The organism is Brevibacterium sp. GP-SGM9, assembly GCF_047300845.1.
GTDB lineage: Bacteria > Actinomycetota > Actinomycetes > Actinomycetales > Brevibacteriaceae > Brevibacterium.
In genome coordinates, this window is record NZ_CP178563.1 from 1,561,972 (window position 1) to 1,574,625 (window position 12,654).

The 12,654-nt window shown below is 64.6% G+C and carries 15 protein-coding genes and 1 pseudogene; 7 read left to right on the plus strand and 9 right to left on the minus strand.

Features of this window, described 5'->3' with window-relative positions:
* Positions 1–4: 4 nt before the first annotated feature.
* Positions 5–763, plus strand: a complete 759-nt coding sequence (locus ACH82I_RS07170) for an SDR family NAD(P)-dependent oxidoreductase (protein WP_413336472.1) — start codon at positions 5–7, stop codon at positions 761–763.
* Between the two features lie 2 nt (positions 764–765).
* On the opposite strand, the gene ACH82I_RS07175 is transcribed toward ACH82I_RS07170, so the two are convergent.
* Complete coding sequence (locus ACH82I_RS07175; protein ID WP_230747872.1) at positions 766–1,128, minus strand: VOC family protein; 363 nt, start codon at positions 1,126–1,128, stop codon at positions 766–768.
* 11 nt (positions 1,129–1,139) lie between these two features.
* Positions 1,140–1,673 (minus strand): O-acetyl-ADP-ribose deacetylase, encoded by a 534-nt coding sequence (locus ACH82I_RS07180; RefSeq protein WP_230747875.1) that lies wholly within the window; start codon positions 1,671–1,673, stop codon positions 1,140–1,142.
* Between the two features lie 103 nt (positions 1,674–1,776).
* Between ACH82I_RS07180 and ACH82I_RS07185 the strand changes: the two genes are divergently transcribed.
* Positions 1,777–2,556: a class II glutamine amidotransferase gene (locus ACH82I_RS07185; RefSeq protein ID WP_413336473.1), complete on the plus strand. Its 780-nt coding sequence runs from the start codon at positions 1,777–1,779 to the stop codon at positions 2,554–2,556.
* A gap of 3 nt (positions 2,557–2,559) precedes the next feature.
* Here the strand turns inward: ACH82I_RS07185 and ACH82I_RS07190 are convergent, their stop codons facing one another.
* The 3 genes and pseudogenes from ACH82I_RS07190 to ACH82I_RS07200 form a co-directional block, all read right to left on the minus strand.
* Positions 2,560–2,784 (minus strand): sulfurtransferase TusA family protein, encoded by a 225-nt coding sequence (locus ACH82I_RS07190; RefSeq protein ID WP_413336474.1) that lies wholly within the window; start codon positions 2,782–2,784, stop codon positions 2,560–2,562.
* Positions 2,781–3,281, minus strand: a complete 501-nt coding sequence (locus ACH82I_RS07195) for a YeeE/YedE family protein (RefSeq protein WP_413336475.1) — start codon at positions 3,279–3,281, stop codon at positions 2,781–2,783. The genes ACH82I_RS07190 and ACH82I_RS07195 overlap by 4 nt, the downstream gene beginning before the upstream one ends.
* 56 nt (positions 3,282–3,337) lie before the next feature.
* Positions 3,338–3,886, minus strand: a pseudogene (locus ACH82I_RS07200) (YeeE/YedE family protein); the annotation flags it as partial.
* Between the two features lie 149 nt (positions 3,887–4,035).
* Here ACH82I_RS07200 and ACH82I_RS07205 point away from each other — a divergent pair.
* Together ACH82I_RS07205 and ACH82I_RS07210 are read left to right on the plus strand one after the other, a co-directional pair.
* Positions 4,036–5,439 carry an MmgE/PrpD family protein gene (locus tag ACH82I_RS07205; protein ID WP_230747883.1) on the plus strand — a complete coding sequence of 468 codons (1,404 nt, stop codon included), beginning with the start codon at positions 4,036–4,038 and terminating at the stop codon, positions 5,437–5,439.
* A gap of 70 nt (positions 5,440–5,509) precedes the next feature.
* On the plus strand, positions 5,510–6,352 hold the full coding sequence (locus ACH82I_RS07210) for a phosphosulfolactate synthase (protein ID WP_230747885.1): 843 nt from the start codon (positions 5,510–5,512) through the stop codon (positions 6,350–6,352).
* Positions 6,353–6,483: 131 nt separating this feature from the next.
* Here the strand turns inward: ACH82I_RS07210 and ACH82I_RS07215 are convergent, their stop codons facing one another.
* The 4 genes from ACH82I_RS07215 to ACH82I_RS07230 form a co-directional block, all read right to left on the minus strand.
* A complete protein-coding gene (locus ACH82I_RS07215; protein WP_413336476.1) occupies positions 6,484–6,852 on the minus strand; it encodes a hypothetical protein in 369 nt (122 codons plus the stop codon).
* Positions 6,853–7,025: 173 nt separating this feature from the next.
* A complete protein-coding gene (locus ACH82I_RS07220) occupies positions 7,026–8,333 on the minus strand; it encodes a signal peptidase I (protein ID WP_413336477.1) in 1,308 nt (435 codons plus the stop codon).
* Positions 8,333–9,049 (minus strand): SipW-dependent-type signal peptide-containing protein, encoded by a 717-nt coding sequence (locus ACH82I_RS07225; RefSeq protein ID WP_230747891.1) that lies wholly within the window; start codon positions 9,047–9,049, stop codon positions 8,333–8,335. Before ACH82I_RS07225 ends, ACH82I_RS07220 begins: the two co-directional genes overlap by 1 nt.
* A gap of 15 nt (positions 9,050–9,064) precedes the next feature.
* A complete protein-coding gene (locus ACH82I_RS07230) occupies positions 9,065–9,772 on the minus strand; it encodes a SipW-dependent-type signal peptide-containing protein (protein WP_413336478.1) in 708 nt (235 codons plus the stop codon).
* A gap of 179 nt (positions 9,773–9,951) precedes the next feature.
* Here ACH82I_RS07230 and ACH82I_RS07235 point away from each other — a divergent pair, with 179 nt between their 5' ends.
* The 3 genes from ACH82I_RS07235 to pcaG are packed head-to-tail and all read left to right on the plus strand — an operon-like array spanning position 9,952 to position 12,634.
* Complete coding sequence (locus tag ACH82I_RS07235) at positions 9,952–11,136, plus strand: 4-hydroxybenzoate 3-monooxygenase (protein WP_413336479.1); 1,185 nt, start codon at positions 9,952–9,954, stop codon at positions 11,134–11,136.
* Positions 11,137–11,196: 60 nt separating this feature from the next.
* On the plus strand, positions 11,197–12,057 hold the full coding sequence (pcaH, locus tag ACH82I_RS07240; protein ID WP_413336480.1) for a protocatechuate 3,4-dioxygenase subunit beta: 861 nt from the start codon (positions 11,197–11,199) through the stop codon (positions 12,055–12,057).
* Complete coding sequence (gene pcaG, locus ACH82I_RS07245; protein WP_413336481.1) at positions 12,050–12,634, plus strand: protocatechuate 3,4-dioxygenase subunit alpha; 585 nt, start codon at positions 12,050–12,052, stop codon at positions 12,632–12,634. Before pcaH ends, pcaG begins: the two co-directional genes overlap by 8 nt.
* Positions 12,635–12,654: the final 20 nt, after the last annotated feature.

The window sequence follows — 12,654 nt, forward strand, 5'->3', positions numbered from 1 at the left end:
CTCAATGTCAGATTTCACCGGCAAGGTCGCACTCGTCACCGGCGGCGGCTCGGGACTCGGCGAGGCCATCAGCAAGGATCTCGCAGCCAAGGGCGCGAAGGTCGTCGTCACGGACATCAACCTCGACGCCGCCGAGCGGGTCGTCGGCGAGATCGTCGGAAACGGCGGAACCGCCTCGGCGACCAAGCAGGACACGAGCAGCAAGGACGACTCGGAGAAGGTCGTGAAATTCGCGGTCGACACCTACGGCTCACTCAACTACGCGATCAACAATGCCGGCATCGGCGGCAAGCAGCTGCCGGTCGGAGAGACCGACCTCGACTCGTGGGACAAGGTCATCGACGTCAATCTCAACGGCGTCCTCTACGGCATGCGCTATCAGATCCCCGCCATGCTGGAAGCCGGAGCGTCGGAGTCGGCGATCGTCAACATGGCCTCCGTCCACGGTTCGGTCGCCGCGATCAACAACGGCGCCTACACCGCAGCCAAGCACGGCGTCGTCGGCATCACGAAGAACGCCGCCGCCGAATACGGCGCTCAGGGGCTGCGCATCAACGCCGTCGGCCCTGGCTACATCACGACTCCGCTGCTCGAATCGAGCCTCGACGCCGATACCCTTGAGGGTCTCAAGGCCAAGCACCCGCTGGGTCGCCTCGGCACCGCCGAGGAGGTCGCCAAGGTCGTGAGCTTCCTGCTCTCGGGTGACGCATCCTTCGTCACCGGCGCCTACTACCTCATCGACGGCGGCTACACCGCGGTGTGACGTCAGTCCACCGGCTCCCGATGTGCAGCGATATTGATGACGTTGCCATCGGGGTCACGGACGAAGAATCGTCGGACGCCCCACGGTTCCGTGGTGAGCGGATGGACGATGTCGAGCCCGCGCCCGACCGCCTCGGCGAAGGCGGCATCGACATCGTCGACCTTGATCGAGACGACAGGGCTCTCCGGGGCCGCCGCATCCTCAGTGACGAGTTGGACGTGGGCACCGGTCTCCGGTGAGGTGAAGCGGGCGACCCAACCGAGGTTGAACTCTTCGGTTCCGAGTCCGAGGAAGCCTTCGTAGAAGTCCCTGGCTCCCTCGAGGTCGGAAACATGGATGTCGGCAATGACCTCATGGACCTTCACTATTCTTCCTCTCACCACTGATCGTGGTCGAAAACCTGGCAGAACACACTCGTCATCGAGTCGCTGAAGAGGACGAAGACCACCTCGGCGATGGTCTCCCAGCGCCCACGCTCCCGGCCGTCGACGATGACCGCATGGGCCGCCTCGGCGACATCCCTCGCCGACCACCCATAGACTCCCCCGCCGATGGCAGGGAAGGCCACCGAGGTGGCGCCGAGCTCCTCGGCCAAGTTGAGGCTCGACTCGAAGCAGGATTCGAGCACCTCGGGATCCGCCTCACCCTGGTAACGGTTCGGTCCGACGGTATGGATGACCCACCTCGCCTCAAGGTCACCGGCCGAAGTTGCCGCCGCCTGACCTGCGGGAAGACCGCGCGGATGGCTCGTGCGCCGGACCTCGCGGCACGCCTCGAGCAGTGTGGGCCCTGCCGCGCGGTGGATCGCCCCGTCGACGCCGCCTCCGCCGAGCAGACTCGAATTCGCGGCATTGACGATCGCGTCCACGACCGCCTCGGTGATGTCTCCCTCGAGTACCGTGATCTTCATGGTGCGAGTCTAGTCAGCGGAAGTCGGCTCTAACAGGGGTGGTGCGTTCGACCTCAGTAAGTCCGACCGGACGTACTCCGGGATTGAGAAGGGAAGGGGAAACATGTGCCGACTGCTCGGCTACACCTCCCCCACATCGCCGAGCGCGGCGGACCTCATCGGTGCCGATGAGGGCCGGCAGTGGCAGAATCTGGGGCGGCTCCATGCGGATGGATGGGGCACGGCGTGGATCGATGACGACCCCACCGGCACCGAGGTGGTCCAGCGGTTCCGCACGCCCCATGAAGGTGCCGATAATCCGCGGTTGACCGAGGCTCTCGACGCCGATGCCAGCACCGGGCGGACCGCTCACCTGCGGATTGTGACGACAGGGATGGCCGATCTCGAAGAGAACACTCACCCGTTTCTCGCCTCGGACATCGCGCTGGCCCACAACGGCTCGGTCCACCCCGTCGAGCGGCTGCGTGAGTATGTGACGACCGCCGAGGTCGAGCGTATCGGCGGGACGACGGACAGCGCGATCATCTTCGCGCTGATTCTGCGCAGGATGGACGAGGGCGAGAATCTCTTCGATGCGACTGTGGCGACGGTGCGGATGCTGCGCACCGACTTCGACCACCCGGGGATCAACCTGCTCGTCCTCTCGCCCGAGGAGATGATCGTCGTCCACGCGACGGCGGGCACGCCGATTCCCTATCTCGACGGAGACCTGCCGCCCGACCATCATGATCACTACTACCGGATGAGCTGGCAGCGCTTCGACGACGGCGCGACGATCGTCTCGTCCTCGGGCCTCGAGCACAGAGGGTGGAGTCTCATCGAGCAGAACACCGCGATGCGGCTGACCGTGGCCGATGGGGCGGAGAATGTGGTGCGGGTGTGAGACTCAGGCCTTCTGGACGGTGATCGTCCAGCTCGCGTCGGTGACCCGGTCGAAGTGCGTGACGGGATAGCCGTTCTCGGCCGCCCACTGCGGGATCGCCTCGGTGGCCTGGGTGCAGTCGAAGTTGATGACGAGTTCATCGCCGATCTCGAGGCCGCTGATCGCGTCCTTCGCCTCAACGAGGGGGAACGGGCAGACGAGTCCGTCGGTTTCGAGTACCTGCTTCACGCTGACCTGCTTTCTGTCGTCGGCACCGCGGCCGCCGACTGCTTGGGTTTGATGGTGGCCTTCGCGGCAACACCGGCGCCGACGATCATGAACAGCGTCGCCACCCAGCCCTGATACTCGAACTGAGCGGTCGAGACCATGGCGTTGCCGACGGTGCAGCCGCCGGCGATGGCCGCGCCCACTCCCATGCCGATGCCGCCGAGGATCGACTTGATGATGGTGGCCTGATCGCGCACACGGATTCGGAACTCGCCGGAGGCCTTTGCCGCGATGAAGGAGCCGACGAGGATGCCGATGACGAGCATGACGCCCCAGTCGATGAGCTCGGTGTCCCCGGTGGCGAGGTACCCGGTGAGATTCGCCGAGGGTGTCGTGATTCCCAGCCCGGAGTTGCGTCCCGTGGCCGCCGAGAGAGGCCAGGCGATCGTGGCGATGATGCCGATGACGACCGCAGTGGCGAAGGGGTTCCACCACCTCTCGGTGAGCAGGTGGGCCACAGTCCCTTCTTCCGCGGCGGCAGGGTCGCCAGCGGAGCCTTGAGCTTACGCTGGTGGTGGACGGTCACCCAGATCGCCACGGCCGAGATGATGACGACGAAGACCCACGGACTCAGCCCCGTGCTCGCCTGCACGCTTCCGCTCTCGAGGGTGATTCCGCGAATCCCCTCGGTGAATCCGGCGGCAGGGCCGAGCTTCATCACTGCCGAGAACAGGGCGTAGAAGATGAGGGCGAACCAGCTGCCGACTAGCCCCTCACCGGCACGGTAGTAGGTGCCGGTCGCGCATCCGCCGGCGAGCACCATCGCGAATCCGAAGATCAGGCCGCCGACGATCGAGGCGAGCCATGGGAAGGGCGAGGCCTCAAGAGTGATGACGCCGAAGCTGTTGAACAGGAACAGACCGATCGAATGCACAGCGATGAGCACGATGAGCGCGGAGAACCAGCGCGTGTTCCCGGTCAGCGTGAGATCGCGGAAGGCTCCCGTGACACAGAAACGCCCTCTCTGGAACACGAATCCGAGGACCAGTCCGACGAGAAGTCCGGTGAAAATCATGAATCTGCTCTCTGTAGTTGAGGGGTACCGAGCGATGGCAACAGCCATCCATATTGCTCAACAATTTCATGACCGTCAAGGAGGCATCGACCACTCCACATAGCCTCATGTGACTCAGGTCTCACGAAAAGTATCTTGACGTCAAGATACTTTAATCGGCATAATTAGGGATACCTAACCTAACTAGGAGAGGCACGATGAAAGACATTCAGACATCTGACACCCAGACACTCACCGACGTTCAGGCACTTGCCGAATTCGTCGACAAGGCCTCGCTGGACATGCTCAGCGAACAGGCACTCGAACAGCTGAAGATCCGCGTTCTCGACACGATCGGCGTCGCCATCGGCGCCCTCGATGCCGAACCGCTCAAGGAGATCAGGGCACTCATCGAAGATCTCGATGCCGGCCAGGGAGCCACGCTGATCGGCGGCGGACACGCCAGCCCGGACCACGCTGCCTTCTACAACTCGGCCCTGAGCAGGTATCTCGACTTCATGGATGCCTACCTCGCCAAGGGCGAGACCAACCACCCCTCGGACAATATGGGCGCAGTCCTCGCCGCGGCCGAGCACGCAGACGCGTCGGGGAAGGACTTCCTCACGGCCTTCGCCGTCGCCTACCAGATCCACGCCCGCCTCTCGGACGTTGCCCCGGTTCGTGACCTGGGCTTCGACCACACGACGCAGGGTGCGTTCGCTGCGGGCGCCGCCTCGGCGAAGGCACTGGGACTCAACGCCGAGCAGATCGCTCATGCGGCCGCCATGGCCGGGACCGCGAACGTCGCCCTGCGGGTGACGCGCACCGGGAGCTTGAGCCATTGGAAGGGCCTGGCCTACCCGCACGTGTCGAAGGAGGGAGTCTTCGACGCCCTGCTCGCCGCGCACGGCATCACCGGCCCCGCCCAGGTCTTCGAGGGCAACAAGGGCTTCAAGGCCCTGGCCGGGGACTTCGATCTCGATTGGTCAGCCGAGGATCTGGAGAAGGTCACCGGCACGATCATCAAGAAGCACAACGCCGAGATCCACTCCCAGTCCGCACTCGATGCCGCCCAAGACATCCGCAGTCAGGAGGGATTCCGCGCCGACGCCATCGCCAGTGTGGAACTGACGACCTTCGACGTCGCCTACTCGATCATCGGCGGCGGCGAAGAGGGTGACAAGCGCTCCATCCGGACCAAGGAGGAAGCCGACCACTCACTGCCGTGGATGGTCGCCGTCGTCCTCCTCGACGGGGAGCTCAACCCGGCGCAGTACGAGCCCGAGCGCATCATCGACGATGATGTGCAGGACCTCATGCGCAAGGTCACGATCACTCCCTCCAAGGAGTTCAGCGACCGGTTCCCCGAGCACATGTGCGCCGACCTCGTCGTCACTCTCGGCGACGGCAAGCAGTTCCGGGCGAGCACCGACGACTACGAGGGCTTCACCACCCACCCGCTCGACTGGGCGGGCGCAAGGAAGAAGTTCGACGCGCTGACCTCCCCATTCGCCGAGGCGGGGCTGCGTGACGAGATCGCCGACCTCGTCCACGACCTCGAGAATCACCGAATCAAAGAGCTCACCGCCGTCCTCGCGCAAGTTCCCCTCGCGCGCAGCTGACCAAGCCTCCCCTGCCGGAGACCCCGGCACCCCGCCGACACAGTGTCGGCACCTGAAGAAGGGAAACACAATGTCGAACGCCATCGATTTCGATGTGTCCATGAATTTCGTCCCCCGCGCCTGGCGCCCGGCCAAGCCCCGCACGATCGGGATGACCGAGATCCGCGCCCCGTACTACTCGACCTTCGGCACCCGCCACCTCCAGGACGTCTTCGACGTCGCCGGTCAGTGGGTCGACGGCATCAAGTGGGCGGGCGGATCCTTCTCCCTCGTCCCCGCCGAGCAGGTCAAGGCGATGAGCGACATCGCCCATGACAACGGCTCGTACGTCTCCTCCGGTGGCTGGATCGAGACCGTGCTGCGCTACGGCGATGACGCGGTCGACCAGTACCTCAAGGAGGCCAAGGAGGTCGGCTTCGACGTCATCGAGATCTCGACCGGCTTCATCATGCTGCCGACCTCGGGCCTGGAGCGTCTGGTGGAGAAGGTCGTCAAGACCGGGCTCAAGGCCAAGCCGGAACTGGGCATCCAGATCGGCTCCGGCGGCGATTCCGGTGAGGCCGAGCTGGCTGCCGAGTCCGCCAAGGACATCGGTGACCTCGTCGATCGCGGACAGCGGGCCCTGGATGCCGGAGCCTCGATCATCATGATCGAGTCCGAAGGCATCACGGAGAACGTCGATGAGTGGAACACCGCTGCGGCGGCGTCGATCATCAACGGCCTGGGCCTCGAGAACGTCATGTTCGAAGCCGCGGACGGGCCAGTCTTCGAGTGGTACATCAAGAACTACGGCAACGAATGCAACCTGTTCGTCGACCACTCGCAGATCCTCCAGCTCGAGGGACTGCGCCAGAACATCTGGGGCAACAAGTCCACCTGGGGACGCGTGATCAACCCGGCTCCGGCGAAGTGAGGTAGCAGACGACGCTGGTGGAGAGCTCGGGCTGCACGGTCTAGAAGGCGCCCCGAGCTCTCCTCATTGTCTATGATCCCAATCGCCCGTATCCGCGAACAGTCGCTCTCACCGGAGCCCGCCGTAACGGCTCACGTGAGGTTGCGGCAATTTCCACCGAGTCCGGCAAGCAGCCCGGCGTTGCTCGCAACGGAGGCTGGCACCGATAGCCACCCGCTTGCGTGTTTGACTTGGAAAGCAATCTCCAGTTCCGATCCGAGTCCCAGCAATCCGCCGAGGAGGTTGGTGGGGACGGCTGTCGTGTATGAACCGTCGCCATTCGACGTGGTGTTCGAAGCAAGGCTGAACCCGGTGATAGGTGCCAGAACAGATCCGAGCCCACTGGTCGATGCAGTCACGACGATGTCGCCGAGTTGATAGCCTGCAGGCGGTTTCCAGAAGATCCGAACGCGAGCACCGACGCCGAGCACCCCAGGTTGGAACACGCAGGTCTTCGTCAATAACGGTGCGGGCACTGTTCCTGCTTGAAACGTCCCCCGGCTAGTCTCGGAATCGGTCCAGCCGGCGAGTGTTCCGTTGACTGCCGCAGGCCCGAGGACGAGGGCCAGGAAAGCGACTGAGGCGAGAACGGCTCGGCTTCTTATCCACCATGGCTTGGAGCGACGGATAGCTGTCATGACGACACCTTCCCGCGCTTCGTTCGCGTAACAACTGCCGAGCCGATCGCGATGAGCACGAACGCCGCGAGCAGGAACCACAGCCAGCCCTCGACACCGGTCCGCGGGAGGTCGCCGCCCCCACCGGGTTGATCCGGCCCCGGATCACCAGGACCGGCTGAGATCTCTTCGCCGTGACCGATCGCGGTGAGACGCACGCCGCTTGTCAGCCCGGCAACATCTCCCCCGTCAGCATTCGAGGCAAGAGTGACCGTCACCTGAATCCTCTGCTCCTCGTCACTGGTCATCTCCAACAACGAACGATTGCCGTTCGGGGCCTGCCCGAGATCGGCGATCGGAATGTCGGCGAGCAGAGGACGTGTCCCGCTCGGGCACTCCTGCGAGGCAGCCGTCCGCGGACAGGTGCGCACATCGACCAGCAGCGCCGAGGCTATCGGCTCCGACAACTGCCCGGCTCCGATTTCGAGTTTCACCGTGCCTTCGTCCGGCGCATCGGTCCACACGTCGACCGACCAGTTCGCCGAGGCGCCCGGACTGAGATTGCGCATCTGCGCTTCGTCGCCGAAGGTCTCCATTCTCAGATATTGGCCGTGGACCTCATTGGACGTCGCTTGCTGTGATTCGGCGGCGATCACACCGCTTGGGGCGAAGAGTTCTCCGCCAAGGAACATCGCCGCGATGATCGGCGTCGCTACCGCGTACTTCGGGGAACGGGCGGGTGTGCGAAGGGCTTCCACTTCGGAGCGCCGGTCATCAGTTGGGCCCTCAGGCGACTCTTCCTCATCTGTTCGGCGCGGCCAAAAGGCCCAGACGACGAGCAGGCTGGCTGCGATGGTGATGCCGCCGAGCAGGAAGGGATTGCGCCAGGACTGGATGATCGGTGCGACACCCGGAATCGAGAACATCACCTTCCGCACGGACTCCGCAGTGTAAGGCTCGGGATCCTTCACATCATTGGCGTCGCCCTGCATCTCGAAGGTCACCGGACCTGAGGACTCGTCCGGATTGTCGATGACGATCACTCGGTGTGTGACCGGCAACGTATCCTCACCGCGATCGACCGTGACGACGTCACCGACCTCCATCTCGGTCGCCGGGATCTCGCGGACGAAGGCGATCGATCCTGCCGGGATCGTCGGACCCATTGAACCGGTCTTGAACATCATGATCGAGATGTTGAAGATGAAGCTGAGAATGACCAGAACGATGCAGACCACCCCGAGGACGGCGAGGACGTTGAGCAGAGCGGCGCCGAGCCAGGCGCCGACTCGGCCCCGTTTCGCGGTGCCCTGTCGTGGATTCATCATCCGCCCTGAACAGACGTGGCTTTCCACGTCCACGTATGGTCGGCCGTTGAGCCCTGCGCGTCGTTGGGTGTGGTGTCGGGGAGGGCGACCTCGAAGCAGTACGCCTGAACCGATGCCGCGGCGGAGCTCAGGGACTGCGTCGAACCCGATTCGACTCCGGTTTTGAGTGGGATCCGCGACGCCCCGCCGAGAACGTACTGGGGTGAGCCCGTGAATGAAGCCTCACCGCATGTGAAACCGTTCATACCGCCGACCGTTGTCGCCTGAGTGACTGCGCGGTATGCGAGGCTGTTTCCGATACCGGTCCCAGGACTGCCGATGCCGCCACCGGACACCTTGACGTCGCCCTTCATCGTCGTGTTCGACGTCGTCTTCACGAACACCTTCGCATAGACCTTCGACCCGGGATACATATTCCCGGCGTTGAAGACCATCGAAGGGTTGCTCGTCCACGCCGTCCCGTCGACCGAGAGCTCGATGTTGAATCGCCCCGCCGCGAACGACCCGTTCGCCGTCTCCGTGTCGGTCCACGCGGCGACGGTGGCGGTCGCACCCACCCCGAACACCAATCCGCCGGCCAAGATCGCCTTGATCCGGCGGTTGCGCAGGCGTTTCCGGTTCTCTCGGATCCGGCGTCTACTCGCCGGGCGGGCCGACCTGTCGACCCGCCTCGACGAGAGGATGTCGCGCAGCGACGCGAGGAGATTGCGCATGGAACTCCCGCCGGACTACTCGGCCGAGGTCGCTGTGAACTGCCACTGGGCAGTCGCGGCGTCGCCCTCGGCGAGGTCATCACCCGCGGTGACGGTGAAGCACAGTGTGACTGGTGCGCCTGCAGCGCCGTCGGCTCCGGCCGCGAGGTTGAAGCCCTGCTTGCCCGTCGTCGCAGTGAGCGCGGTGCCGGAAGGCACGATCTGTGTGCCGGTCGCACCGACCTCGCAGGCGCCTGCATTGGCAACCTGAACGATCCCGTAGGTCAGGTTGGAAGCGTTGTTTCCCGTTCCAGCCGCGCTGGTGAGATCGACGGTCGCGTCATAGGTGGTCGCCTCGTCCAAACGCAGGACGAATGGCGCGGCCACCGCGTCGCCGGGTGACAGGTTGTCACTGGCCGGAAGTTCAAAGCTCAGAGAGGCTGCGCCGTCGGAACTCGTGTGGTCGCTGAAACTGTCTTCAGCTCCCGTCGTGCTGCCTTCGACGTTGAAGTCGCCGGCGCCGAAGACACCTTCGGCCCATTCCTGATCGGTCCATGCCGCGAGCGTGACTGCAGCTCCGACACCGAGGACGATGCCACCGGCGAGGATGGCCTTGAACTTGCGAGAGCGGGTGGATGGTTTCGCCACGATGGACTCCTTGATGCGGACGCGGGTGCGTGAGAGGCGGAAGTGATGACTCAATAATGACCGGTGAATTACTTTGATAACACTTTTATTCACCACGGACGTCTTTTGTTCCCAAAATGTTATATATCCGGCGCGGAGCGTCAACCCGCAGACCCGGCGCCGTCCGAACCTGATCCCCTCTACCCGAAGCGCTGATCCCATTCAATGAAAACTGCCTCGCCTCGTGTCAGTGACCAGGCGCACACTGTGAAGACAGACAAGGCAAGGAGGCAACGGTGCCGGAATTTCAGACAGACGTGGCGATCGTGGGGGCAGGCCCGGCCGGGCTCATGCTCGCCCATCTGCTCCACATCGCGGGCATCGATTCCGTCGTCATCGACAACCGCAGCCACGACGAGATCGCGCACACCCACCGCGCCGGCATCCTCGAGGCCGGCTCCGTGCGCATGCTCGAATCCGCAGGCATCGAGTCACGCGTCCACACCGAAGGCCACCGCCACGACGGCATCGACATCCGCGTCAACGGCATCAGCCACTCCTTCGACTTCCCCGAACTCGTCGGCGACTCCGTCTGGCTCTACCCGCAGAACGAGATCTTCGTCGACCTCGCCGCGGCCAGGGCCCACACCGGCCGGCCCACCTTCTACTCGGTCACCGACACCCGCCTCGGCGATGTCGAATCCGAGCGCCCCTGGGTCAGCGCGACCACCGAGGGCGGCGAGGATCTCCAGATCAGCGCCCGCTACGTCGTCGGCGCCGACGGCTCCCGCGGCCCCTGCCGCTCGATGATCCCCGACGACACCCGGCAGCGCTTCTTCCATGAATACCCCTTCGCCTGGTTCGGGATCCTCTGCGAAGCCCCACCCAGCCACGAAGTCCTCATCTACTCCCGCTCCGAACGCGGTTTCGCGCTCATCTCCCAGCGCAGCGCGAATGTCCAGCGCATGTACTTCCAGACTTCCCCCGACACCGAGGTGGCCGACTGGTCCGATGACCGCATCTGGTCCGAGCTCCAATCCAGGGTGGATGGTCCCGACGGATTCCAGCTCAAGACCGGACCGATCATCGACAAGACGGTCCTGCCCTTCCGCTCGGCCGTGACCGAACCGATGCAGCACGGTTCCCTGTTCCTCGCCGGCGACAGCGCCCACACCGTGCCCCCGACCGGCGCGAAGGGCCTCAACCTCGCCTTCGCCGACGTCTCCGTGCTCGCCCCGGCCCTGATCGCAGCCTTCAGGGACTCCGACGCCGAGGCGCTGGCCGGGTACTCGCAGATCGCGACGAAACGCGTGTGGAAGGCCCAGAACTTCTCTTACCAGATGACACGGATGCTGCACACCGATCCTGGCGCGGATGCCTTCGAAACGAAGCGCAGCCTCGGCGAGCTGGGATCCATCCTCGATTCCGACCACGGTCGCCGCTACCTCGCCGAATGCTATACGGGCTGGCCCCGTGGCTGAGCCGCCCGCGAAGCGCCCCACAGAATGCACACACGTACACACCGTCAGAGAGGGACGACAATGAGTGAACAGCAGCTCACCGAACCCGATGCGGTCGACGAGACGTTCCCGTCCTCGACCGTCATCACCGAACCTGTGAAGGGACCGGACGACGCCGCCGAATCCCAGGCCACGCTCTCGGCCGAGATCAAGCAGATCGAAGCCGAGCACAAGGCAGCCGTCACGGCCGGCACTCCCGCAGAGACGCAGCCGCGCCTGAACTACCCGCCCTACCGCTCCTCCCTGCTGCGTCACCCGACGAAGGACCCCCGCCACACCGACCCCGAGACGATCGAACTCTTCTCCCCCGCCTTCGGCCACCGGGACATCGGGACCCTCGAATCGGACCTGACGATCCAGGCCGGCGGCGAACCGATCGGCGAGCGCATCCGCGTCACCGGCCGCGTCCTCGACGGCAACGGCCGACCTGTGCGCAACCAACTCGTCGAGATCTGGCAGGCGAACTCCGCCGGACGTTACATCCACAAACGCGATCAGCACCCGGCCCCGATCGACCCGAACTTCACCGGAGTGGGACGGACCCTGACCGGCGATGACGGTTCGTATTCGTTCACGACGATCAAGCCGGGTCCGTATCCGTGGAAGAACCACCACAACGCCTGGCGCCCGGCCCACATCCACTTCTCGCTCTTCGGCACCGAGTTCACCCAGCGGATGATCACCCAGATGTACTTCCCCAGCGACCCCCTGTTCGCACTCGACCCGATCTACCAGTCGATCACCGACCAGAAGGCTCGCGACCGCCTGGTCGCGACCTACAACCACGACATCACCGAACACGAATTCCTCATGGGCTACAACTGGGACATCGTGCTCACCGGAGCGAACCGCACCTGGATGGAAGAGGACGACGATGACTGAGCAGACCACCACCCCCGATCTCACCCCGACACCGGGTCAGACCGTCGGCCCGTTCTACGGCTACGCCCTGCCCTATGAGCACGACAGCGAACTCGTCCCACCGGGATCGGCGAATGCCGTGCGCCTGCACGGAGTCGTCTACGACGGCGCCGGAGCCGTGGTACCCGATGCGATCCTCGAGATCTGGCAGCCCGACGAGACCGGCGAGGTGCCCCGAGCGACAGGCTCCCTGCGCCGCAACGGCTTCACCTTCACCGGCTTCGGCCGGGCCGCGGTCGACCCCGAGGGCGCCTTCAGCTTCTCCACTCTCAATCCCGGACCCACCGAGGCGGGCAAGGCCCCCTTCATCAGCGTCGTGATCTTCGCCCGCGGCCTCCTCAACAGGCTCTTCACCAGGATCTACCTGCCCGAGGACACCGAGGCGCTGGCTGCAGATCCGCTGCTGTCATCCTTGGAGCCCGAGGAGCGCGGACGCCTCATCGCCAGCCGAGAGGCTGACGGATCACTGCGTTTCGACATACGGTTGCAGGGTGAGCAGGAAACACCCTTCCTCCGCTTCCCCGGACACGAGGACTGAGCCGCCGCCGACAGTGAGGA